This is a genomic window from Thermosyntropha lipolytica DSM 11003 (assembly GCF_900129805.1).
GTDB classification, from domain to species: Bacteria; Bacillota; Syntrophomonadia; order Syntrophomonadales; family Syntrophomonadaceae; genus Thermosyntropha; species Thermosyntropha lipolytica.
Genome location: NZ_FQWY01000006.1, coordinates 1 through 24,311, shown reverse-complemented (window position 1 = coordinate 24,311; position 24,311 = coordinate 1). Strand labels below are relative to the sequence as shown.

Here is a 24,311-nt window from a genome sequence, read left to right as displayed (position 1 = left end):
TTTACATGTGGAGGTATTGATATTGATTTACTATTGGATTCTGCCCCAGGGAGCAAAACTGGTAGTTGAGGAGATACCTTATGTTAAGTCAGTAGCGATAGGTGTTTATATAAAGGTGGGCTCCAGGCACGAAAAAGAAAATATGGCAGGGGCCAGCCATTTTATAGAACATATGCTTTTTAAAGGAACAGAAAAGCGAACCGCCCGGGATATAGCGGAAAGCTTTGAACTTATTGGTGGACAGCTTAATGCTTATACTTCTAAAGAATATACCTGTGTTTATGCCCGCACTCTGGATGAAAACATATACCAGGCCATGGATATTATTTTTGACATGATTTTTAATTCTCGTTTTGCGGCTAAAGATTTCGCTACCGAAAAAGGAGTAGTAATAGAAGAAATTAACATGTATGAAGATACCCCGGATGAACTTATACATGACCTTTTTACCCAAAGTTTATGGCAGGACCATGCTATGGGAAGACCTATTTTAGGAACTCTAGAAACGGTGGCCAACTTTTCCCGCGACGAAGTTTACCATTTTTACAAGCAAAATTATATTCCATCTAATATGGTAATATCTGTAGCCGGTAATGTTAAGGCTGATAAGATCAGACCCCAGGTAGAGTTTTATTTAAACCAGTTTGACGGTAAAAATTATACTTTAGACAGTAATAACCAGGACAAGCCTTATGCAACGGTACCTTTTATTACCCTTTTACCTAGGGATACTGAGCAGATTCAAATATGTTTGGGGGCTCCGGGTATTTCGTATTGGGATAAGGAACGATATACCCAGCATGTAATGAACAGCATTTTGGGTGGAGGTATGAGTTCAAGGCTTTTTCAGACTATGCGTGAAGAATTGGGTTTAGCCTATTCGGTTTATTCCTATCCTTCTAATTATTCAGATACTGGTTCTTATGCTATATATATAGGAACGGGGCCTAATAAGATAAAACAGTTCTTTGCTGCTTTTTATGAAGAATTGAATCGTTTTCTTGGTGAAGGGGTTACCGAAGAAGAAGTTTATCGTACCAAGCAGCTTCTCAAGGCTAATATGTACCTGGGCCAGGAAAGTGTAACTAACCGGAGCAGTCGTATGGGCAAATCAGTTATGATGTATGGAGAAGTAGTTCCGGTAGAGAAAGTTATGGAAGAGGTATTAAAGGTAACTCCTGCCATGGTAAGAGATTTGGCAGCTAAGCTTTTAAGACCGGAAGAGATTTCTTTAGCTGCTATTGGACCTGAAAAGGTGTTGCAAGAAGTACAGCATGAATATAAAAAATGGTTTAAAAAGGAGTAGTTAGGGATGAAAATACTTGTAAAAAGGCTGCATAGCCATGATCTTCCTTTACCTCAGTATATGACACCTGGAGCCTCAGGATTAGATATTTATGCTGCTGTTGACCAGGAAGTAGTTATACCACCAGGTAAATTTTTTCTGGTTCCTACCGGACTGGCAGTTGCTATTCCCGAAGGGTATGAAGCGCAGATAAGGCCTAGAAGCGGGCTGGCTTTGAAATACGGCATTACCCTCCTTAATACTCCGGGAACTATTGATGCTGATTACCGTGGAGAAATAAAAGTTCTGGTTATAAATCTGGGGGACAAAGAGTATATTTTGAAAAGAGGAGAACGTATAGCCCAGATGGTTTTTGCCAGAGTAGAAAAGGTGGAATTAGAAGAAACAGATGATTTAGAAATAACAGCGAGGGGAGCTGGCGGTTTTGGACATACCGGAGTATAAGAGGGGGGATTTAATGAAACTCAATGATCTGGTGGGTAAAGAGATAATAAACATCTATGATGGTATGCGAATGGGAACGGTAGGGGAATCAGATATGCTGATTGATGACCAAACCGGAAAAATAATTTCTATAATTTTACCTAACCGGGGGAACATGTTTAATTTTTGGGCTGACAGGCAAAAACTAGTTATACCCTGGGAAGCAGTAAAGAAAATTGGGCGGGAAGTAATCGTGGTTGATCTGGATCATACGCACATGCGGCTTAAGAATAATTCTATTTAGAGTTAATTAAGTACAAATACATAAAGAAGGGGATGTATTAAAAACATCCTCTTTTTTGGTTTAAAAAAGAGAAAGAGACGAATAATAATAACAGCTATTCTTGGGCCTGGTATAGAAATAAATATCTTTGATGAGCTTTATAGTTAATAATAATGGGGATTATACTAAAAAATCCTCAATGTCGGGCTGGTTAGATGTTATAATTTCTATTAAAATTTATTTGTTGTCATGGATAAAAATAAATATTTGGAGGGCTGAATCATGCATAAAAAGTTGTTTATACCTGGACCTGTATCGGTAAAACCAGATGTACTCGAAAAAATGGCGACTCCTATGATAGGACATCGCAGTAAAGATGCTTCTGCCTTACAGAGAAGGATAAGTGACAAGCTGAGAAAACTTTTTTATACCGAAGAGGAAATACTTCTTTCTACCACTTCGGGAAGCGGGCTTATGGAAGGAGCTATTCGTTCCTGTACGGCTAAAAGAGCTGCCGTTTTCTCGGTAGGAGCTTTTGGCAAAAGATGGTATGAAATGGCAGTGAGCAATAATGTTCCGGCTGACCTTTTTGAAGTAGAGTGGGGACAGGCTACCACTCCTGAAATGGTGGAAGAAGCTCTTTCTACCGGCAAATATGACCTGGTAACGATAACCCATAATGAAACTTCTACCGGGGTAATGAATCCGATAGAAGAAATCTCTAAAGTAATAAAAAAATATCCTGATGTAGTATGGTGTGTTGATGCGGTAAGTTCAGCAGGCGGCAGCAAGATAGAAGTCGATAAATTAGGTATAGATATATGTATAACTTCTACCCAAAAGGCATTAGGGTTACCTCCAGGACTTGCTATTTGCACTTTTTCTAAAAAAGCAGTAGAAAGAGCCAAACAGGTACCTCATCGCGGTTATTATTTAGATTTATTGTCTCTATATGACTACATTCAGAAGAAAGATTATCAGTATCCTTCAACTCCATCACTTTCGCACATGTTTGCTCTGGATTATCAATTAGACAAGATTTTCGAAGAAGGTTTGGATAACCGTTTTGCCCGGCATATAGAAATGGCTGAATATGTAAGGGCATGGGCTAAGAAGCATTTTGCGCTTTTTGCCGATGAGCGTTATCTTTCCAATACTCTTACTACTATCAGTAATACCCGCAACATTGACATAGCTGAATTGAATAAAGAACTAGGCAAGAGAGGTTTCCAGATCTCCAATGGTTATGGCAAGATGAAAGACAAGACATTCCGCATAGCCCATATGGCTGATTATACTTTAGATGATGTTAAGGAAGTATTAGGCCATATCGAAGATATATTGAAATTATAAAATCGGGTGCTGGTAGTTAAAATATATAGATAGAAACGGGAGGAACAGTAATGGTCAGAATACTGGTTACGGATGGAATGGAGCAGACGGCAGTTGAATCTCTGCGTCAGGCAGGTTTTGAAGTAGTAGAACAGCATTATGCACCGGAGGAGTTAGGAGAAGCGCTTAAAAATTTTGATATAGTCGTTGTTCGTTCGGCTACTAAGATAAGAAGAGAGCATATAGATAAGGCTTTAGAAACGGGAAGGCTTAAACTTATAATCCGGGGCGGAGTAGGTGTAGATAACATAGATGTAGCTTATGCTATGGAAAACGGTATTCAGGTTTTAAATACTCCTAATGCCAGCAGTGCATCAGTAGCAGAGCTTACTATTGCGCATATGCTGGCCGTGGCAAGATTTTTACATCTTTCCAATGTCACCATGCGCCAGGGCAAATGGGATAAGAAAAACTATAATGGTATAGAAATCAATGGAAAAACTTTAGGCTTAGTCGGTTTTGGACGTATTGCCAGAGAAGTAGCCAAAAGAGCCAAGGCTTTAGGCATGAAAGTAATTTATACAGACATTAGAGGAAAATTAGATGATGCTGGCGAATATGAATATCGTGAATTTGAGGATCTTTTAAGAGAAAGTGATTTCGTATCTCTCCATTGCCCGTATAGTTGCGAGTATGGTCCGGTTATAGGCAAAAAACAGCTGGAAATGATGAAGGATGGAGCTTATCTGGTGAATTTGGCTCGTGGGGGCGTAGTAGATGAAGATGCTCTCCTTGAAGCATTAGAGTCTGGTAAGCTGGCAGGAGCCTGTATCGATGTTTTTGAAGAAGAGCCTACGCATAATGAAAAATTGGTAAATCACCCCAAAGTATCAGTTTCGCCACATATAGGAGCTTCTACGGTTGAGGCTCAACAGCGGATTGGAGCAGAAATCGTAGATATAATAATGAATTACCAATTTTAACCTGGTTTAGGAGGAGTAATTATGGCGGTTGTGCGTCCTTTTAAGGCCATAAGGCCAAAGAAAGAACTGGTAAGCAAGGTAGCAGCCTTGCCCTATGATGTTATGGATAGTGATGAAGCCAGAGAGATGGTTAAAGACAACCCTTATTCTTTTTTACATGTGGACAAAGCCGAAGTTGACTTAGATCCGAGTATTGATTTATATGACAAGAGGGTTTACGAAAAAGCCAGGGAAAATCTGTACCGTATGATAGAAGAAGGAATTTTCATCCAGGATGAAAAACCTTACTTCTATATCTATCAACAGGTAATGGATGGCAGGGTACAGACTGGTTTGGTAGTTTGTACTTCTATTGATGATTATATGAATGATATTATTAAAAAGCATGAACATACCCGGGCCGAAAAAGAACAGGACCGCATAAATCATGTTGATTATTGTGATGCTAATACCGGGCCTATCTTTTTGACCTACCGGGTAAAACCTGAGATTGATGAAATAGTTAAAGGCTGGACGGTAAAAGAACCGGTATATGACTTTGTTTCCGAAGATGGGGTAGCCCACCGGGTATGGATTATTGATGATGAAGCTACAATAAACAAGCTGATTGATCTATTCAAAAATGTAGATTATTTATATATTGCCGATGGGCATCATCGCTGTGCTTCCGCAGTTAAAGTGGGTCAGATGAGGCGTAAGGAAAATCCGAATTATACCGGCGAAGAAGAGTTTAATTATTTCCTTTCCGTTATCTTTCCGGATATTGATTTATATATAATGGACTATAACCGGGTAGTAAAAGATCTTAATGGTTATTCAACCGAAGAATTTTTAAATAAGCTAAGTGAAAAATTCATCGTGGAAGAAGCGGCTAATGCTCCTTACCGGCCGGAAGCCAAACATACTTTTGGCATGTATCTGGAGGGAAAGTGGTATAAACTTACGGCTAAAGAAGGCACCTTCAATCCCCATGACCCTGTAGACCGTCTTGATGTTTCTATTTTACAAAATAATCTTTTAGCTCCTATTTTGGGCATCGCTGATCCGAGAACAGATAAGAGGATAGATTTTGTAGGCGGCATAAGGGGATTAAAGGAATTGGAAAGAAGGGTAGACAGTGGGGAGATGAAAGTAGCATTTTCCATGTATCCTACCACTATCGAGGATTTAATGGATATTGCCGATGCAGGCAAGGTGATGCCTCCTAAATCTACCTGGTTTGAACCTAAACTGAGAAGCGGGATATTTATTCATAAACTATCCTGATATATAATTGATTAAGCGATATATTTAAGCCAAGATATTTGCGATATCTTGGCTTAAATTTTATATAGATGAGGATATTTTTACCATAAAAAAACCTTGGTGGCAGCGGGAAAGATAAAAGAAAAAGGAGTGCTGAATGGTTATGAAATATGGAGGATCTTTCCCGCCCTGGAGCAGAATAGATGATTTGGCCAAGATGACCAGAGAAGCAGGAGTAGATTTTGATGAATTTATTGCCTGCTTGCAAAGAGGAGCGACTGATGAGGAAATGGCAGATAGGTTCAATGTAAGTAAAAAGACGATAAAACTGCTAAAAGATCATTTCTTCCACTATGGCGTAAATTCAACCATGGGAGGAGATTAGCCTATTTTGTACACTGTGTACAAAATAGGTTATAACTATCTTGCAAATTACTATTATTTATTATAAGATATTTAAAATTTAAAAAAGGGGAGTTCAGAAATGGATGACAAGTTTGCCAAAGAGGGGCTTACTTTTGATGATGTGCTTTTGATTCCTGGCTATTCAGAAGTAATGCCTAGTGAAGTCGATGTTTCCACCTGGCTTACTCGAAACATACGGCTGGAAATTCCGATAATGAGTGCAGGAATGGATACAGTTACCGAAAGCAAAATGGCTATCGCCATGGCCCGCGAAGGTGGGATAGGAATTATTCACAAGAACATGTCTATTGAGGAACAAGCCCGGATGGTGGACCGGGTTAAAAGATCAGAGCATGGGGTAATCACAGATCCTTTCTATTTATCACCTGATGATAAAATAAAAGATGCCCTGGCTATTATGGAACATTATCATATTTCCGGAGTACCTATTACGGAAGGGCGCAAACTGGTAGGAATTATAACTAACCGCGATATCAGGTTTGAAACTGATTTTGAAAAGCCTATACGTGAGGTAATGACCAGTGAAGGCTTGATTACGGCTCCGGTAGGAACCAGCATGGAAAAAGCTCGGGAGATAATGCGTAAGCATAAGATTGAAAAGCTACCCCTGGTTGATGAAAACTATAACCTTATGGGACTTATTACTATAAAAGATATAGAAAAGGCTCACAAGTATCCTAATGCCGCCAAAGACAAAAAAGGACGGCTTCTGGCCGGGGCAGCTGTGGGTACGGCTAAAGATACCTTAGAAAGGGTAGAGGCTCTGGTAAAGGCCGGGGTTGATGTTATTGTGGTTGATACTGCCCATGGACATTCCCTGGGGGTAATAAATATGGTAAAAAAGATAAAACAGAAATTCCCGGAAGTTGACCTTATTGCTGGCAATGTGGCTACGGCGGAAGCGACCGAGGAGCTTATAAAAGCTGGAGCTGATGCCGTTAAAGTAGGTATTGGTCCGGGGTCTATCTGTACTACCCGGGTAGTGGCAGGTATAGGAGTACCCCAGATTACGGCAGTATATGAATGTAGTAGGGTAGCGAAAAAATATGATATCCCTATCATAGCCGATGGAGGTATAAAATATTCTGGGGATATAGCCAAAGCTATTGCTGCTGGAGCTGATTCCGTAATGCTGGGCAACCTCTTGGCTGGTACGGATGAAGCTCCAGGGGAAACGGTTATATGGCAGGGAAGAAGCTATAAAGTATATAGAGGTATGGGTTCTCTGGGGGCTATGACCCAGGGAAGCAGTGATCGCTATTTCCAGGAAGATGCTAAGAAATTGGTACCGGAAGGAATAGAAGGCCGGGTTCCTTACCGGGGAAGTGTAGCTGATACCATTTTCCAGCTGGTGGGAGGCTTGCGGGCAGGCATGGGTTACTGTGGAGCCAGGAATATCAAGGAAATGCAGACCAAAACGCGTTTTATTAAGATAACGAATGCCGGATTGATTGAAAGCCACCCGCATGATGTTGATATTACCAAAGAAGCACCTAACTACAGGGGGTAGTATGTTAGAGATAATTTTGAAACTTGTTGTGGCGACGGTTTTTCCCTTTTTCCTGGGTTTGTTTTTGTATAATGGGCGTACAGCCAGAATCTTTGCTTTTGTTGGTGTAGGATCAACTCTGGTAACTATAACCTCTATATATTTTTTTCAGGTTTCCGGTTTTCCCTGGTATGCCGATCCGGGGCGATTGTCGGCGCAGATAGTCAGTGCTTTAGGTTTTATTGGAGCAGGTTTTATATGGCTGGGCAAAGATAAAAAAATAAGAGGTCTGAATAAAGCTGCTGCTCTCTGGATAGTAGCTATTTTGGGTATAATAATTGGCATGAGATAAAATATTAACAAATTTTTCTTTTTAGTTTAAAATAAAAATAATATAATACCTGTTGAGTTAAACGCTGAATCCAGGTAGAACACCTGGAGCGGGGGAACCACTTTTTTGGGGTGAATCGAATCTATATTCGAGGGGCTACCCTTAAGGCCCTAACCCGTCAGCTAACTTCGTAAGCGTTTTAAGGGAGGGGACAGGTAAAAAAACCCTCCGCCAATAGTGTTGGTTGTTGCGTCCTAGAAAAGACCAGTGCATATGCTTGAGTAAGGAGGGATAATAGTGATGCATAATTTAGCAGAAGATAGAAGGGAATTTGCCCTTAAAAGGGCTTATGAGTTGAAACAGAGCATCCATGATTATCTTGAAAAAGAGCCTTTTATTGAGACAGGATTTCGGATGGTAAAAAGAAATGAAGCTAATAAAGAAAAGATTTTAAAATATTTGGGGGCAGGAGAAGAAGATTGGAATAACTGGATCTGGCAAATGAAGCACAGGATCTGCCAGCCGGAAGTGCTAAAAGAGTTCTTACCTCTGGATGAAAAAAGATATGCCGAACTGGTAGAATTATCCAAACACTTTCGCTGGGCGATTTCCCCCTATTACTTGAGCTTGATTGATTTTGAACATTATGAAAATTCTCCGATATATAAACAGGCAGTTCCTGTAATTGAAGAACTGCTGGATAGAAATGGATCTGATGATCCCATGGGGGAAAGTTATACTAATCCAGCTCCTCGTATTACCAGACGCTATCCTGATCGCCTTATCATAAATGTTACTAATCAATGTGCCATGTACTGCCGGCACTGTCAGCGAAGGCGCAATTTTGGGGAAAAAGATGAACATGCCACCAAAAAACAGATAAAAGAAGCTCTAAACTATATAAGAAAAAACCGGGAAATAAGAGATGTCCTTATTACCGGTGGAGATGCCCTTCTTTTAAGTGATGTTATGTTAGAGTGGATTTTAAGCGAGCTTGATTCTATTCCCCATGTGGAGATAAAGCGTATAGGAACCCGGGTTCCTGTTACTTTGCCGCAGCGGATTACTCCTGAGCTGTGCAGCATACTGGAAAAACATCCTCCTATATATATAAATACGCAATTTAATTCACCACTGGAAGTTACTCCCGAAGCCAAAAAGGCCTGTGATATGCTGATAAAAGCCGGTGTAGTGCTGGGTAATCAGGCGGTTCTTTTGAGAGGGATAAATGATGATGAACATGTAATGAAAAAGCTGAATCAGGAATTGTTGAAAATTAGAGTAAGGCCTTATTATATTTTTCATGCTAAACAGGTAAGGGGAACTTCCCATTTTATAACCAAGGTAGAAACCGGTATAAAAATTATGGAAAAACTAAGAGGATATACTTCGGGACTGGCAGTTCCTACTTATATAATAAATGCTCCGGGAGGTTATGGTAAGACTCCCATGCTGCCTGAATACCTTATATCATGGGGCGAGGAAGAAATAACTATCCGTACCTGGGAAAACAGGGTTATGAAATATAGCAATAAAATTTATGACTTAGAATAAAGGGGAATCTCCCCTTTATTTTGTAATTAAAGAGGGGCTCAAGGCCCCTCCGGCATATAAATCAGGTGCGAGTTAAAATTGTCTGCTGGCCAAACCCCTTTCGGCTAATTCAATAGCCTTTTTGACCATGTTGCCGCAGTCGCGAGAGCTTACTGCTCCCCAGCCTTCAGTAGCCACAATGTGATCTACTCCCAGCTCACGGGCAATTTCGTACTTTAACTGTTCAGACATAATACCTCGGCGTCTAGACATATTATAATACCTCCTTAAACAATTAACCCGCACCTGTTATTATTTTGGGTAAAATTTAATTTAATATAGCTAGATTATAATTTATAATTTGTAAACTATTTCGCATGTTAGCTTATTTTGTAATAAAATAATATTATTAAAGGGAGGTGGAAGGAAATGAGGTATGAAGGAAATATATTCAGGCCCCCCAGTGAGGCTAATAGCTATATTTTACAGGTTACTATCGGCTGTACCCATAACCGCTGTACTTTCTGTGCCATGTACAAGGATAAAAAATTCCGGGTGCGTTCTTTAGAAGAGATAAAAACTGATATCCGCATGGCTAAACTTTATTATGGAGATGTGGAAAAAGTCTTTTTAGCTGATGGCGACGCTCTGGCTATGCCTACTGACCAGCTTCTTGAAGTATTGGAAACCTTGTATAAGACTTTCCCCAGTTTAAGACATGTAGGAATATATGCAGGCCCTGACAGTATACTATCTAAAGAGATAACCGAACTTACGGCTTTAAAGGCAGCCGGCCTTTCTATAGCTTATCTGGGTGTAGAAACCGGTGATCCTGAGCTTCTGCAGGATATTCGCAAAGGTGTAACTTATGATGAGATGGTGGAAGCAGGGCGCAGGATAAGAAGAGCAGGCATTAAACTATCAGTTACCGTGCTTTTGGGTTTGGCGGGAAGAACTCCTAAGGCGGTGGAACATGCTAAAAACACGGCCCGCATATTAAATGATATAAATCCAGACTATATAGGAGCTTTAACCTTAATGATAGTCCCTAATACTGAACTGTTCCGGCGCCAGCAAAGAGGAGAATTTGAATTGCCAGGTCCTTTTGAAATTTTAGAGGAAATGTATATAATGATAAAACATCTGGAGTGCCAGGGGACGGAATTTAGAAGCAATCATGCTTCTAACTATTTGCCCATAAAGGGAAGGCTTCCTGATGATAAAGAAAAAATGCTGGCTCTGATTAAAACTATTATCGAAAAAAATGACCGCCGCTATTTGAGGCCGGATTATCTGAGAGCTTTATAACTTATGTCCCTGTTATGATATAATTAATAAAAACGGCATAAAGGGTGAAAATTTTGAGGTTTTTTGGACGCCAAGATAAAGAACTTTATTTGCTGTTAAACGAAAGTGCCCGGGTAGTGCTGAGAGGAGGAGAGATTTTACAGGAAGTAGTTTACGATTACCAGGACTTGGAACTCAAACTAGCTAAATTGACTGCTCTGGAACATGAAGGGGATCGCATTATTGAAGAACTGGTAAGAAGGCTTAATGCTTCTTTTATACTTCCTTTTGACAGGGAGGATGCTTTTGCCCTGGTACAGTCTCTGGCTGTGGTCTTAGACTATATAACCGGGATCATCGACCGCATGATTCTCTATAAGGCAGGGGAACCAGATAACAGGGTAAAAGAAATGGTAGAAGTATTGCTGGAAGCAATTAAGCTTCAGGAAAAAGCTTTTAATCTTTTAAACAAGGTGGAGCAGAATAAAAATGAAATAATCGCGTGCTGTGAGGAGATAACCTATCTGGAAAGAAAGCAGGATAACCTGTATCGCAATGGATTAGCTATATTATTTGAAAATGAAAATGATCCTATGCAAATAATAAAGTGGCGTGAGATTTATGAACATATTGAGATGGCCCAGGACTATGTACAGGAAGTAGCAGAACTTTTAAGCGGTATAGTAGTCAAATACTCATAAAAAATAAAGCCTTGCCATTATAAAAGTTTAATGCAAGGCTCAGATTGTAGACCAAACCGTTTTTAGGAGTTAAAACCTAAAAACGGTTTTCTTTTTGGCATGCAAAACAATATGTAAACTGAGACTTTTACAAATTAACCAGCCCAGAAAAATCAGGGATTTAATTTAGATAAAAAAGGACTTGCCCCCATTTTGCCGAATTTTTGAGGTGACAAAAACCCTAAACCTCTGCGTCTTGTTTTTTCGAATTACGCCAAAGTCTCACTTATTTTTCGTCAAAAATAACGGCATAATTCTTGATTAAGGATAAAATTTATAAATTTTGGGTAATTTAGGAATCAGGAGGGATTATATGCGTAAATACTTAGCGATTTTTTTATTGATTTTACTGATGGTGAATATGAGTGGTTGTGCTCTCATGCTCCCCGGCGCAGAGGAGCCTGAGCCATCTGTCGTTTATGATATAAATAATCGGCCTATAGAAGGTATAGCTACCCAAAACAGAATAAATCTTAATTATGATCAGATTCCGCTCTATTTTAAACAGGCGGTAATAGCAGTGGAAGATAAGAATTTTTATAAACATCATGGTATAGACCTGACAGGGATTATAAGGGCAGTTTGGATTAATGTAAAGGCAGGGAAGATTGTAGCCGGCGGGAGCACTATAACTCAACAGACAGCTAAAAATATTTATCTGTCCAATGAAAGAACTTTCGCCCGTAAAATAAAGGAACTTTATTATACTTTGCAGTTAGAACGCAAATACAGCAAAGATGAGATTTTAACTATGTATTGCAACCATGTATATTTTGGGCATGGTGCTTATGGTCTGGAAGCAGCAGCGCGCACTTTTTTTGCCAAAAACGCTTCCCAACTTACTCTGGCTGAGGCAGCTCTTTTAGCTGGTCTCCCTCAGTGGCCTTCCCATTATGATCCTTATCAAAATCCAGAGGCGGCTAAAAAAAGGCAGGAAATAGTTTTACAAAGGATGTGGGAGGAAGGATATATAACAGAAGAAGAAAAAAATCAGGCTTTAAATGAAAAGCTGGTATTTCAAAAATCACCCTACATAAGCGGGGAGGCTTCTTATTTTATGTCCCTGGTGGAAAAGTATATAAACAAAAAATATGGAGAAAGGGCTATGGCTACCGGGGGGTTGCGGATATATACTACCCTGGATTTAGATTTACAGAGGGCAGCTAACCAGGCTTATCAGAATGTGATCAAGTATAAGAATCCCGAATTACAAGCAGCTTTAGTCGCCATCGATCCGCAAAACGGACATATAAGGGCCTTAATAGGGGGAAGGGATTTTACCACTTCACCTTATAACCGCGTGCTGGCTAAGAGGCAGCCGGGATCTACTTTTAAGCCTTTTATGTATTCCCTGGCTATTGCCTCAGGTTTTACCGCGGCTGATATGGTAATGTGTGACAAGGTACAGTTTAAAATGAGTGATGGAACTTTTTATGTGCCCAAAGATTATGGAAGTATACCTTATCATAACCGGGAATTTACTCTCAAAGAGGCGGTCATGAAATCAGACAATGTAGTTGCGGTGAAGGTTAATGATATGCTTAATCCTAAGGTGGTGGCCAGATATTGCGAAAGATTTGGCTTTAAAAATATTAAACCTGTTTTATCACTCCCTTTAGGCTCAAGTGAGGTTACTCCTCTGGAAATGGCAGCAGGCTATGCGGTTTTTGCCAGCGGCGGTTTTTACCATGAACCAGTTTATATTTTGCGCATTGAAGATAAAAGGGGAAGAGTTCTGGAAGAAAACAGGAGCCGAGAAAAGCAGGTTATATCTGCGGAAAATGCTTATATAATTACCAATATGCTAAAGGGGGTACTGGAACCTGGAGGTACGGGATCGCATTTAAAAGCCATAGCTGGTAATAATGCCGCAGGAAAGACTGGTACTACTGATGAATACAGGGATGCCTGGTTTGTCGGCTATACTCCCAGGATTTGCTGTGCAGTTTGGGTAGGATATGATGACGGCCGCAGTGTAGGTTTGCCTGGCGGAAGTATAGCAGGGCCTATCTGGGCTAATTTTATAGGACAGGCTTCGTTTAAACTGGGAAAGGGTGATTTTAAAAAACCGTCCGGGGTGGAACTTGTAAACATATGTTTGGATACCGGGCTTATTGCTACTGAGTTTTGCCCGCGTACCTCGGTTACTGCTTTTATAAAAGGAACTGCTCCTAGGGATATCTGTTATATGCACAGGTATCCTGAAAAAACAGAGGAGGAAGAAACCGAACCCTTGATTGAGGAAGAAGAAAGTAGTGGAGCCGAAAAAGAAACACCCCAGCCTGAAACAGAAAATAATCTACCTGAGGCTAATATATGATTAAGGAAAATATGGATTTTAATAATAAACCTATCTAGCTTATATGTAGCCTGGATGCTAAAATTTTATTATATGTGAAAGTATAAAAGGATATGGGGAGAGAAAAATGACCAAGAAAGAGTTGTGGGAAGGGATAAGGGATGCGTTCCCTATTGTGCTGGGCTATGTGCCATTAGGTTTTGCTTTCGGCATACTGGCAAGTGAGGCAGGAATGTCAGTTGTTCAGGCTACAGCGATGTCTATTCTTTGTTTTACCGGAGCTGGACAGTATATAGCTATTGGCGTTATGAAAGCAGGGGGAGCAGTTGCTACAGCGGTAATAGCCAATATTCTGGTAAATATGAGATATTTTTTGTTTGCCACTTCTTTAGTACCTTTTTTTAAAGATAATGTGCCGGGTCGATGGGCTACCCTTCTTTCTTACGGGCTTACAGATGAGACTTATGCTGTAGCTTTTAACCGTTATAAAAAGAAACCCCCTACGACCTCTTATATGGCAGGGTTAAATATAACTTCCCACATAGGCTGGATAAGCAGCACTTTTGTAGGCGCTTTATCAGGCTCTCTTATTGCTAATACCGATAAAATAGGATTAGGCTTTGCTCTGCCTGCTATGTATACCTGTCTTTTAGTTCTGGTCATAAGCAAAAGAACTGAACTGGTGGTAGCCCTGGTGGCAGCAGCTTTATGTTTAGGGATAGGCTGGGTTTGGCCTGCTTCTATGCATAATCTTTTTAACATAATAATAGCAACTGTAGTTGCAGCAACTATAGGAGTGATTATTAATGGGAAATGCTGAAATATGGATGATGATTGTTGGGGTATCTATAGTAAGCATATTACCCAGGATTTTGCCGGTAGCTTTTTTTTCCCGCTTTACCTTCCCGGAAGTTTTAAAAGAATGGCTTTCTTATATAGCTCCGGCGGTTTTAGCAGCTTTAACCGCATTAAGCGTCCTTGTTCCCCAGGGCGTTATCGATTTTAGCCTTAAAAATCATTATTTATGGGCTTTTATTCCTACTATCATCGTAGCCGTAAAGACGCGAAGCCTTTTTTTTACTTTGCTTACAGGTATTTCAGTAATGGCGATTATTTATAATTTCTTTATCTTTTAAAAATTTGGGGGGAGAGGATGGAAATGCCGTCTAAGATTACTATTCTGGTGGAAAATACTGCTCCGGTACCAGATTTAATAGGAGAATATGGCTTTGCTGCTCTGGTGGAGCATGAGGGAGGAAAATATCTTTTTGATACAGGCTCTAAGGATGCTTTATTAAAGAATGCACAGGTTTTAGGTATTCATTTACAGGATATAGATGGTGTTATAATAAGTCATGGCCATTTTGATCATACAGGAGCCTTGCTTGCGGTAATCGCATCGATTTCAAATAAAAAGATATATGCCCATAAGGATATTTTCTTGCCTCGTCCTTTGCCCGTAGGACCGGGGATTTTTCGGGAAATAGGATGTAAAGTGAGCCAGGATGAACTTTTAGCACGAGGAGCCGAATTTAATTTTATCGAGGGATTTACCAGGATAAGACCAGGGATTTATTTAACAGGGGAAATACCAAGAAGTAATGATTTTGAAGATGTTGGTGGCAATTTTAAGGTTAAAATAGGAGATGAACTGGTAGATGACCAGTTAGCCGATGATATGGCTTTAGTAATAGATGAGGAAGATGGGCTTATCATAGTAAGCGGCTGTGCTCATGCCGGAATGATTAATACTATTGATTATGCTGTGCAGAAAACAGGAAAGACCAAAATAAAAGCTTATATAGGAGGGACTCATCTGATGAGTGCCTCCCGGGAGAGAATAGATAAGACTATTGCCAGGCTAGAAAGTTATGACATTGAAAAGGTTATAGTTTGCCATTGTACAGGTTTTTATGCCGCTTCTGTTTTGCATGCCAGCCTGGGTTATAGATTAATAAAAGGAGAAACCGGTATGATATTTACATTTTAGCTGTTTTGGGGGTGTTTGTGTTTGGAGACTAACAGGTATAAAGTCAAGGTCAAAGATTTGAGAAAAAAATGTAATCCCGGCATTTTTAAATTTAAGAGCACAGCTGAACTTAAACCTTTATCAGGAATTATTGCCCAGGAGAGAGCTTTGAAAGCAGTATCCTTAGGAATAGATATTGACCATCCCGGATATAATGTTTATCTTTCGGGAGCTGTGGGCTGTGGCAAGATGACTTTGGCCAGGCAGGTGCTGGAGAATAAGGCCAAAAAAGAGCCGGTACCTTCTGATTGGTGTTATGTATATAATTTTAAAAATCCTGATGCCCCTAAGGCCTTAGAACTGCCTCCCGGGCAGGGCAAGGTTTTGCAAAAAGCGGTGGCAGAAAATATCGAAAGCATTATTGACAGTCTGATCAAAGCTTTAAACAGCGAAGAGTTTGAGAACAAGAAAAATCAAATATTAAATAATTTTATGGAGGAGACGAACCGGCGGTATCTGAAATTAGAAGAAGAAGCCAGGGCTTACGGTTTTACCATCGCCAGGAATGAAAGTGGAATAACTACTATTCCCCTTAAAGATGGCCAGATAATGAGCCAGGAAGATTTTATGCGCCTCTCGGATGAAGAGAGAGATGAAATAATGAAAAAAGGAGCAGTAGTACAGGAAAAATTAAATGAAGCTTTGAGACAGTACCGGGAACTGGAGAAAAATGTACGCGAACAGGTGAAAGCTCTGGAAGATGAAACCGCCCGGGAGGTGATTAAGCCTTATTTTAATAAGCTGATAGAAAAGTATCGGGATTTTCCCGAAGTTACGACCTATTTGGAGGAGATGCAGGAAGACCTTCTGGAAAACAAGGACAGCTTTATAAAGCATGATGATTCTCCTTTAGGATTTTTAACCCATGTGAGCAAAAGAAGCTTATTCCGCAGGTATCAGGTTAATTTAATTGTAGATAATTCAGAACTAAAACATGCTCCGGTGATTTTTGAAACTAATCCTACCTATGCCAACCTTTTTGGTCAGATAGAATATGAGGGAGAATTCGGTATATTATCTACAGATTTTTCCAAAATAAAAGCAGGAGCCGTACATAGAGCTAATGGAGGATATCTGGTATTAAATGTAGATGATATTCTGAATAATTTTTATGTATGGGATAAGCTTAAAAAGGTGATAAAAAACCAGGAAATAACTATTGAGAGCATTGGCCGGATGATCGGCATAACTAATACCGAGACCCTGCAGCCGGAGCCTATTCCCTGCCATATAAAGGTAGTGCTCATAGGTGAACCTATATACTATTATCTTCTTTACAATTATGACAATGACTTTCAAAAGCTTTTTAAAATCAGGGCTGATTTTGATACCGAGATGGAACGCAGCCGCAAGCATATGTATGATTATGCCCGTTTTGTGTGTTCAGTTTGTACGAGTAAAGGTTTAAAACATTTTACCCCGCAAGCGGTTGCCCAACTGGTAGAATACGGCAGCAGGCTGGTTGAACACCAGGATAAACTGACTACTTTATTTAATAAACTGGAAGAGATAATATACGAAGCTGATTGCCTGGCTAGATATGAAAATGAGGAACTGGTTACAGGGGAACATGTGAAAAAGGCGATAGAGGAAAAAAAGAACCGCTCTTCTCTTTTAGAGGATAAAATTCAGGAGTATATCAAAGAAGGCACCCTGCTTATAGATACTAAGAGCTGGAAAATTGGAGAGATTAACGGCCTTGCGGTTTATGATCTGGGGGATTACAGTTTCGGCAAGCCGGTCAGGATTACAGCCAAGACGTTTATGGGAGAAAAAGGCCTGGTAAACATAGAAAGAGAAATACATTTAAGCGGCAGGATTCACAGCAAGGGAGTACTTATTTTGAGCGGCTTTCTGGGAGCTAAATATGCTCAGGATAAGCCTTTGTCTCTTTCGGCCAGCTTAACTTTTGAACAAAGTTATTCAGGAATTGAAGGAGATAGTGCCTCCAGTGCCGAATTATATGCTTTACTGTCGAGTTTGGCTGAAGTTCCCATTTACCAGGGAATTGCCGTTACCGGATCGGTGAACCAGAATGGTGAAATCCAGCCGGTAGGTGGGGTCAACCAGAAAATCGAAGGCTTTTTTAAAGTTTGCAAGGAACAGGGGTTAAATGGAAAACAGGGGGTTATTATCCCTAAACAAAATATACCTCAGCTCATGCTGGATGAAGAGGTAATAGAAGCGGTAAAAGCTAAAAAGTTCAACATATGGGCCGTAGAACATATTGATGAAGGGCTGGAGATATTGACAGGTATGGAGGCCGGCAAGCCGGATAAGAACGGCAAATATCCTCCCGGTACCATACACTATCTGGTAGATAATAAGCTGAGAAGCTGGAGCCGCAGGCAAAATCGCATTGCCAAAACTGAAGGTAAGGGTAAGACGAGGGGTTACAGGAGGAATGCATGGTGAATCTGCGGGGATTTATTTATCTTTTGCTGACCCTGGTTCTAGTTTTTCTCTTGAGCAGCAGCGGATGCAGTACGGATTTTTCCGGATTAGATATGAAAAAAAAGCCTAAGCAGGAACTTATCAAGGTACAGATAGTTTTTACTGATGACCAGTCTATAGTCGGTTATGTTAAAAGCCTGGGTATTGAAGAACATGGTAAAGTATATGTAGGAGGATCTTCTTTAAATTATCTGTATGATAAAAACGGCAATATCATAGGCTCCTATAACTACCAGCGTGTACTCTATATCAAGATTTTGCCGGAAAAGGAAGGGCAGGAATAGACAATTTTTGCCACCCGGCATATGTTAATATATTTACAATGGAATATTATGCAAAGGAGAGGGGCGAAGAGGGGTGCAAAGGTTTCTTGACTGGTTTGAAAAGCTTTTACGCCAGGTAGATGTCAGGCTAAGGCTTATTTTAGCTTTTACCCTGGTCCTGGCTGGGGTTACAGGGTTGATGGGAATTTATGCTACTTATGTTATGGGTAACAAAATGATAACTGCAGCTGAAGAAAAATTAAAGGCAGATTTAGCTTTAACCCTTGAGCTGGTTAACCAGGAATATCCCGGTACCTGGAAAATAGTTGACAGCAGGCTTTATAAAGGAAATAGCCTGATGGAGGAAAATTATGAACTGGTTGACAGGATAGGGAAGCTAACAGGTAACACAGTTACTATTTTTAAAGGTGATATCCGGGTAGCTACTAATGTGATGAAAGATAATCAGCGTATGATTAACACCCAGGCAGCTGATTATGTAAGTGATGTGGTTCTTAAACAGGGCAGGATTTATCTGGGAGAGGCCGATGTAGTAGGAATAAAACATTTTACGGCCTATGCTCCTTTGCGAGACAAAGATGGAAATATAATAGGCATGTTTTATGTAGGTGTGCCAGCTAAGCCTTATGATGATATGGTATCCCGATTCAGGTTAAATATGATTGGCTATTCGGCTTTTGGGATTGCTGTAGGTTTGATTGCGGCTTTCCTCATTGCTTATACGGTTTATATGCCTTTAAGGCGCATCGGAAATGCGATAACCATAGCCAGTGAGGGTGACCTTACCCACAGGATTCCGGTTCGCGCTAAGGATGCCCCGGGGAGGCTGGCTACCAGGGTTAATGTGATGATAGACAGGATGCGTGAATTGCTGGGCAGAACCAAGGATTTGAGCATGACGGTAACAGAAGCCAGTACCAGGCTTTTGGAAAACTCCCGCATGAGCTCTACCCTGATGGAAAAGATGGTTACCAAGGTTGAGGAGCTTAACCAGAATACGGCTGAGCAGGCTAAGCTTACTGAAAAATCAAAAAAGGCTATAACGGAAATGTCAAGCGCTATTGAACAGCTGGCAGCTAATGCCGGAGAAGTTGCTTCTTCCGCTATGACAGCTAATGCCAGGGCCGAAGAAGGGGGCGAACGCATAAGAGAAGCCATAAACCAGATAAACACTATAAGGGATGCAGTTAACCATACCGCAGAAATAGTGGAAGGTTTAGGCAGAAAATCGCAGGAGATAGGGCAGATTGTAGATTTGATTACCAGCATAGCTGATCAGACTAATCTTTTAGCTCTGAATGCTGCTATTGAAGCGGCCCGGGCAGGAGATGCGGGGAAAGGCTTTGCCGTAGTAGCAGAAGAAGTACGGAAATTAGCAGAGGAATCAGGGGAAGCCGCCAAGAAAATAGCCCATCTTATTAGAGAAATTCAGCATGAAGCAAGGAATGCGGTCGTTTCCATGCAGAATGGCACGCAGGAAGTAAATAGCGGAACCGAGATAATTGCCAAAGCGGGAGAATTTTTCGGTCAGATAATGAGCGCGGTTTCAGTAGTAAATGAACAGATCCAGGAAATTTCCGCAGCCAGTGAAGAGATGGCAGCCAGTGCGGAAACAGCTATGATGGCCATGGAGGAAACTACCAGAACGGCTCATGACAATGCCCAGGCAGCTCTGAAAATAAACCGGATAGCCGAAGAACAGATGGCGGGAATAGAAGAGGTAAGTGCAGCTGTAGAACGGCTTAATGATATAGTAGCTTCGCTGGAAGAGGCTATGGCTTATTTTAAGATTTAACCGGCTGTTCAGGCTTTAATAAATGGGGAGGGAAGAGGGCATGAAGCAGGTTACGGCCAGGTGTATTATGTGTGGAAAAACGTATGATGTGGCGGAAGACCATAAAGATTATCCCAAGCTTGTACAATCTAAAGATGCTGTGTTTGTGTGTGACCGCTGTAATTACAAAGTTCGCTATGAGAGCGAAGAAGAGCAAAAACCGAAAAAACCCATGTAGAAGGGGTAAAAAGCTATGGAGAAGATTTGCCTGAGCAATGGATCGAAAATACTTAAAGCTTATAGCCATATATTTCCTGATGCTTCCGGAATAATTATTATCTGCCATGGCTTTCGGGGAACCAAGGAGAATGGGGGCAGGATTTTTGATTTCACCACCAGGCTTGAGAAAGCAGGCTTTGCCGTTTTAGCTTTTGATTTTACGGGCAGTGGTGAAAGCCCCGGCGATTTTTCCCGCGTTACTTTAAGCAGGCAGGCTGAGGATTTGCGAATAGTTATAGATTATGTAAAGAAAACTTTCTCTCTGCCGATAATCCTTTTAGGGCGGAGTTTTGGGGGGACTACGGTGCTGGCAGGAGGAACGGAAGATCCGGCGGTAAGGGGTTTCATTTTATGGTCAGCACCTGTTTTTCTTCCTGCTACTTTTGCCCGGCTTATACCTGCCTGGCAGTATAAGCTCTGGCAATCAGGACATAAAATAGAGCTTGCTGATGAAAACGGAGTTTTTCAATTAGAACCTGACTTAATAGAAGATTTTAGCTATCATGATATGGATAAATATATCCGCAATATAGGAAATAGGAAAACTCTTATTGTTCACGGCGGAGAAGACCAGGTGGTTCCTCTATCTAATGCGTATTATCTAACAAGTAAGCTATCTGTATGTACTTTAAAGATATTTAAAGGAGCAGACCACAAGTTTATTTATGATTATAAAAAAAGAGAAGATTATACGATAAACTGGCTGAAGCAAAACTTTGACAAGAAGCAGGAGTAACTATGGCTGATTTTTACAGTATCAAATCAGAAACGGTCCATGAGCTGGTTATAAAAAAATCGCGCTTTATTGCCTGGGCAGTTCCGGTTAGCAGTGCCGAAAAAGCGGGAGAATTTTTGGACAGGGCTCGTAAGTTATGGCCGGGAGCTGCTCATTATTGTTATGCTTATATATTGAGAGAGCCCTATGGGGAAAAGTACAGCGATGATGGAGAACCAGCTGGTACAGCGGGATTGCCGATATTAAATGTAATCAAGTCTTATAATTATACCAATGTGCTGGTGATGGTAGTAAGGTATTTTGGGGGAATACTTTTAGGCGCTTCTGGTTTAGTAAGGGCTTATGCGACGGCTGCCTCTCATGTTTTGGAACGAGCGGAAAAACAGCCTTTTATACGGGGTCAAAGGCTGAAAGTAGAAACTGATTATGTTTACTGGGGAAAAATAGAATATCTATGCCGTTTAGAAAATGTATTAACTGAAAGAGTAGTATTTGATACGGCAGTCAGAGCAGATTTTTTAGTTCCGCTAGCTAGCGTAGAAAGATTTAAAAAAAGTATAATAACTATCTCCCGGGGAACTGCGGTGATAAGTACCGGCGAATGTAAATATTACCCTGGAGATGAAGAGGCTCCTTTATAAGGGAGCTTTTTTATTATTGGAAGAGAAGGAAAAAACCTACAGCTAGAAGATAGCTCAGGGTTATCATACCCAGCGATCCTGCTAAGGTTTGCCAGAATTCTTTTTTAGTAAAACCTTGAAACATTAGTTCGTCACCCCCGCCAATTTAAGAACAAGTGTTCTTTTAATTAAGTATAAATACAAACAAAAGTTCTGTCAATATTTTTATTATAATAGTATTAATGTTTATTCCAAAATATTCCATGAAAATTGAGGAGAGGAAGATATAACAAAAGCTTTATAGATGGATTATGACTGCTCAGTTTATAAGGGAGGAAGCGGGAAGCGGGTATTTTTTCTGGGGGGGGGAACGCTTTTTTAAAGAATTGCATTAACATGAATGGTTAATTTTTTTAATCTGGTGCCAGGAAAATGTTTAATTATCAGCATATAAATAAGGGTTAATAAGGAAAAACAAAAAGCCTCTGCTTATACCGAATTTGGGTATACTTACAGAGGCGGAATAAAGCTATATAAAAATAATGGTACGCCTGAGAGGAATCGAACCTCCCCACCCGGCTCCGGAGGCCGGCGCTCTATCCACTGAGCTACAGGCGTACATCGCGATATTAGTATAGCAAAAAAGAGGACAGAAGTCAAAGTATAAGAAAAAGAGATTTGCAAAAAAATTTCTTGTAATATCAGGATATAGAGCTGTTTTGCATGCTGGTAGATGATGTACTGCGATATTGACGTGTAAGTATAGAGGTACCAAGTCCTAGTAAGTTTATAGCTGCCGAGATCATATATACATAATGTAATGCTTTAGCATAGGCGAGATTATAGGTTAAAGAAGACGGCAAGTGATTAAAAATGAATACGAATATGCTTACCGAAGAAGCGATGCCTAAAGAAAAAGAAAAATTGCGGACAGTAGATATAAATCCCCCGGTATAGCCTGATTTTTCAGGAGGCACGGAACCTAATATGGAACTGTTGTTAGGAGAGCCAAAGCTTCCCATGCCTATGCCGAGTATTATAAGCCCTATTATAGTTAGAGATAGATTGCGATTTAAGATAGAAAAAGCGAAAACCGTATGTGCCGCAGATAACATGCCAAACGAAATAGAGGTTAAAGGCATGGCTCCTATGCGATCGGAGAGATTACCAGCTATGGGAGCGGTAAGAGCCATAATTATGGGAGGAATAGTCATTAGAAATCCCGAATAGGCAGGAGATAAATACAGTATATTTTCAAAGTAAAAAGGCAGCATGAAAATAACGGAGGTTTGGGTAGTATAGGCAAGCATTGCCATGAGGTTGCCAAAAACAAAGTTTTTGTTATAAAAAAGTTCGAAGTCAAGCAAAGGATTTGAGATTTTTCTTTCCAGAAGGATAAATAAAAAAAAGAGGAAAAGGCTGATTATTAAAAACAGGCTTCGCTTTTCTGCTTCCGGGGAAAGAGCAAGCAAGAAGAGAACCAGAGACAAACTTAAGATAATAGTTCCACCTATATCTGGCTTTTGCCGATTATTATTTATTTTAGCTGGCAAGAAGAATTTTTGTGCCAGATAAAAACCTATAAGGCCGATAGGGACATTGATAAGGAATATTACAGGCCAGGGGAAATTGGCCACCAGAATACCACCCAGGCTAGGGCCAGTCATATTTCCTATACCTACCATACTAGCTGTAAAACCGAGAGCTTTGCCTCTTTCGTTAGCCGGAAAGGCAGTAGAAACTATGGCCATACCGGTTGCCATCATCATACTTGCTCCGATGGCTTGTATGATACGGGCTCCTATCAAAAAAAGAAGGCTGCGGGATAGGCTGCACAGCAGTGAGCCGGAAGCAAAGATTAAAAAACCGTAGGCGTATATTTTATGCCTTCCTACCTGGTCGCTAAGCTTGCCGAAAAACAGCAGGGTGGCAGTTATTACCAGCATATATGAGGTTACCAGCCATTGTATCTGGGATAAGGAAACGGAAAGGCTTTTAGCGATAGTAGGATTAGCAATATTTAAAATACTTCCATCCAGAGTAGACATAAAAATTCCTATATTCACAATTGACAAAACCTGCCATTTATATGCAAGACGCATTTTTCTCTCCCCAGCTTATTTTTTCATAACTCAAATTTCGCAGTTTAAAACAGGCATCAAAGCCCTAATGTATGCTGGTTGACCAGCAATCCAATATCGAACTTGACACAAAATTTCTGCGTATAAATCCTGGGAAATTTTTTTGCGCAGTTCGGCAATAAAAAGCAAAAGATACCGTATGGCGGTCTGGTAGTCAATATCCTGTACCTCATCGCATAACAAATAGAATATTTCTCCGTAACTACGTGAGTCCTGGTTGTTGCGTCGTTCCCATTCCAGCAAAATATATCTGGTAAAAACAATGGTTGTATGGGCTATGAGCATATCGTAATTTCTGCCCTGGAATTCGGAGCCTA

General features: G+C 40.5%; 24 protein-coding genes, 1 tRNA gene, 1 pseudogene and 1 riboswitch. Of the genes and pseudogenes, 22 read left to right on the top strand and 4 right to left on the bottom strand.

The window, feature by feature from the left end; genetic code table 11:
- Positions 1–22 precede the first annotated feature (22 nt).
- From BUB92_RS02420 to eam, 10 genes are all read left to right on the top strand, one after another.
- The gene (locus tag BUB92_RS02420) at positions 23–1,306 is read left to right on the top strand and encodes a M16 family metallopeptidase (RefSeq protein WP_073089541.1); all 1,284 of its coding nucleotides are present in this window, start codon (positions 23–25) and stop codon (positions 1,304–1,306) included.
- A gap of 6 nt (positions 1,307–1,312) precedes the next feature.
- Positions 1,313–1,750 carry a dUTP diphosphatase gene (gene dut, locus BUB92_RS02415; protein ID WP_073089539.1) on the top strand — a complete coding sequence of 146 codons (438 nt, stop codon included), beginning with the start codon at positions 1,313–1,315 and terminating at the stop codon, positions 1,748–1,750.
- A 13-nt stretch (positions 1,751–1,763) separates the two neighbouring features.
- Positions 1,764–2,033, top strand: a complete 270-nt coding sequence (locus BUB92_RS02410) for a YlmC/YmxH family sporulation protein (RefSeq protein ID WP_073089537.1) — start codon at positions 1,764–1,766, stop codon at positions 2,031–2,033.
- Positions 2,034–2,294: 261 nt separating this feature from the next.
- A complete protein-coding gene (locus tag BUB92_RS02405) occupies positions 2,295–3,365 on the top strand; it encodes a pyridoxal-phosphate-dependent aminotransferase family protein (RefSeq protein WP_073089536.1) in 1,071 nt (356 codons plus the stop codon).
- 50 nt (positions 3,366–3,415) lie between these two features.
- A complete protein-coding gene (locus BUB92_RS02400) occupies positions 3,416–4,327 on the top strand; it encodes a D-2-hydroxyacid dehydrogenase (RefSeq protein WP_073089534.1) in 912 nt (303 codons plus the stop codon).
- 21 nt (positions 4,328–4,348) lie between these two features.
- The gene (locus tag BUB92_RS02395) at positions 4,349–5,593 is read left to right on the top strand and encodes a DUF1015 domain-containing protein (RefSeq protein ID WP_073089532.1); all 1,245 of its coding nucleotides are present in this window, start codon (positions 4,349–4,351) and stop codon (positions 5,591–5,593) included.
- A gap of 136 nt (positions 5,594–5,729) precedes the next feature.
- Positions 5,730–5,957 (top strand): hypothetical protein, encoded by a 228-nt coding sequence (locus BUB92_RS02390; protein WP_073089531.1) that lies wholly within the window; start codon positions 5,730–5,732, stop codon positions 5,955–5,957.
- Positions 5,958–6,056: 99 nt separating this feature from the next.
- Positions 6,057–7,508 carry an IMP dehydrogenase gene (gene guaB, locus BUB92_RS02385; protein WP_073089529.1) on the top strand — a complete coding sequence of 484 codons (1,452 nt, stop codon included), beginning with the start codon at positions 6,057–6,059 and terminating at the stop codon, positions 7,506–7,508.
- A 1-nt stretch (position 7,509) separates the two neighbouring features.
- Positions 7,510–7,839 carry an MgtC/SapB family protein gene (locus tag BUB92_RS02380; RefSeq protein ID WP_073089527.1) on the top strand — a complete coding sequence of 110 codons (330 nt, stop codon included), beginning with the start codon at positions 7,510–7,512 and terminating at the stop codon, positions 7,837–7,839.
- A gap of 52 nt (positions 7,840–7,891) precedes the next feature.
- A riboswitch (cyclic di-AMP (ydaO/yuaA leader) is annotated at positions 7,892–8,031 on the top strand.
- 87 nt (positions 8,032–8,118) lie between these two features.
- Positions 8,119–9,372, top strand: a complete 1,254-nt coding sequence (eam, locus tag BUB92_RS02375; RefSeq protein ID WP_073089668.1) for a glutamate 2,3-aminomutase — start codon at positions 8,119–8,121, stop codon at positions 9,370–9,372.
- A gap of 72 nt (positions 9,373–9,444) precedes the next feature.
- On the opposite strand, the gene BUB92_RS02370 is transcribed toward eam, so the two are convergent.
- Complete coding sequence (locus BUB92_RS02370) at positions 9,445–9,624, bottom strand: alpha/beta-type small acid-soluble spore protein (RefSeq protein ID WP_073089525.1); 180 nt, start codon at positions 9,622–9,624, stop codon at positions 9,445–9,447.
- A 156-nt stretch (positions 9,625–9,780) separates the two neighbouring features.
- Here BUB92_RS02370 and BUB92_RS02365 point away from each other — a divergent pair, with 156 nt between their 5' ends.
- The 12 genes from BUB92_RS02365 to BUB92_RS02315 all read left to right on the top strand — a co-directional run bounded on the left by BUB92_RS02365 (position 9,781) and on the right by BUB92_RS02315 (position 21,874).
- Positions 9,781–10,659, top strand: a complete 879-nt coding sequence (locus tag BUB92_RS02365; protein WP_073089523.1) for a radical SAM protein — start codon at positions 9,781–9,783, stop codon at positions 10,657–10,659.
- A 53-nt stretch (positions 10,660–10,712) separates the two neighbouring features.
- Positions 10,713–11,339 (top strand): DUF47 domain-containing protein, encoded by a 627-nt coding sequence (locus BUB92_RS02360; RefSeq protein ID WP_073089521.1) that lies wholly within the window; start codon positions 10,713–10,715, stop codon positions 11,337–11,339.
- 352 nt (positions 11,340–11,691) lie between these two features.
- Positions 11,692–13,698, top strand: coding sequence for a transglycosylase domain-containing protein (locus tag BUB92_RS02355; RefSeq protein ID WP_073089519.1), 2,007 nt, complete (start codon positions 11,692–11,694; stop codon positions 13,696–13,698).
- Between the two features lie 106 nt (positions 13,699–13,804).
- Positions 13,805–14,497 carry an AzlC family ABC transporter permease gene (locus BUB92_RS02350; RefSeq protein WP_073089517.1) on the top strand — a complete coding sequence of 231 codons (693 nt, stop codon included), beginning with the start codon at positions 13,805–13,807 and terminating at the stop codon, positions 14,495–14,497.
- Positions 14,484–14,813 carry an AzlD domain-containing protein gene (locus BUB92_RS02345; RefSeq protein WP_073089516.1) on the top strand — a complete coding sequence of 110 codons (330 nt, stop codon included), beginning with the start codon at positions 14,484–14,486 and terminating at the stop codon, positions 14,811–14,813. Before BUB92_RS02350 ends, BUB92_RS02345 begins: the two co-directional genes overlap by 14 nt.
- Positions 14,814–14,836: 23 nt before the next feature.
- Complete coding sequence (locus BUB92_RS02340; protein WP_073089666.1) at positions 14,837–15,667, top strand: MBL fold metallo-hydrolase; 831 nt, start codon at positions 14,837–14,839, stop codon at positions 15,665–15,667.
- Between the two features lie 21 nt (positions 15,668–15,688).
- A complete protein-coding gene (locus BUB92_RS02335) occupies positions 15,689–18,121 on the top strand; it encodes a Lon protease family protein (RefSeq protein WP_242938979.1) in 2,433 nt (810 codons plus the stop codon).
- Positions 18,115–18,444 (top strand): hypothetical protein, encoded by a 330-nt coding sequence (locus BUB92_RS02330; protein WP_143156845.1) that lies wholly within the window; start codon positions 18,115–18,117, stop codon positions 18,442–18,444. Before BUB92_RS02335 ends, BUB92_RS02330 begins: the two co-directional genes overlap by 7 nt.
- A gap of 73 nt (positions 18,445–18,517) precedes the next feature.
- Positions 18,518–20,239, top strand: coding sequence for a methyl-accepting chemotaxis protein (locus BUB92_RS02325; RefSeq protein WP_073089512.1), 1,722 nt, complete (start codon positions 18,518–18,520; stop codon positions 20,237–20,239).
- 40 nt (positions 20,240–20,279) lie between these two features.
- The gene (locus BUB92_RS11335) at positions 20,280–20,456 is read left to right on the top strand and encodes a DUF2197 domain-containing protein (RefSeq protein WP_143156844.1); all 177 of its coding nucleotides are present in this window, start codon (positions 20,280–20,282) and stop codon (positions 20,454–20,456) included.
- A gap of 15 nt (positions 20,457–20,471) precedes the next feature.
- Entirely contained in the window at positions 20,472–21,233 is a 762-nt protein-coding gene (locus BUB92_RS02320; RefSeq protein WP_073089510.1) for an alpha/beta hydrolase, read from the top strand.
- A gap of 2 nt (positions 21,234–21,235) precedes the next feature.
- Positions 21,236–21,874 (top strand): IMPACT family protein, encoded by a 639-nt coding sequence (locus BUB92_RS02315; RefSeq protein ID WP_073089508.1) that lies wholly within the window; start codon positions 21,236–21,238, stop codon positions 21,872–21,874.
- Between the two features lie 522 nt (positions 21,875–22,396).
- On the opposite strand, the gene BUB92_RS02310 is transcribed toward BUB92_RS02315, so the two are convergent.
- From BUB92_RS02310 to BUB92_RS02300, 3 genes and pseudogenes are all read right to left on the bottom strand, one after another.
- Positions 22,397–22,471 (bottom strand) — tRNA-Arg (locus tag BUB92_RS02310).
- An 83-nt stretch (positions 22,472–22,554) separates the two neighbouring features.
- Positions 22,555–23,955 (bottom strand): MFS transporter, encoded by a 1,401-nt coding sequence (locus BUB92_RS02305; protein ID WP_073089506.1) that lies wholly within the window; start codon positions 23,953–23,955, stop codon positions 22,555–22,557.
- A 30-nt stretch (positions 23,956–23,985) separates the two neighbouring features.
- Positions 23,986–24,311: pseudogene (locus tag BUB92_RS02300) on the bottom strand (IS4 family transposase); the annotation flags it as partial.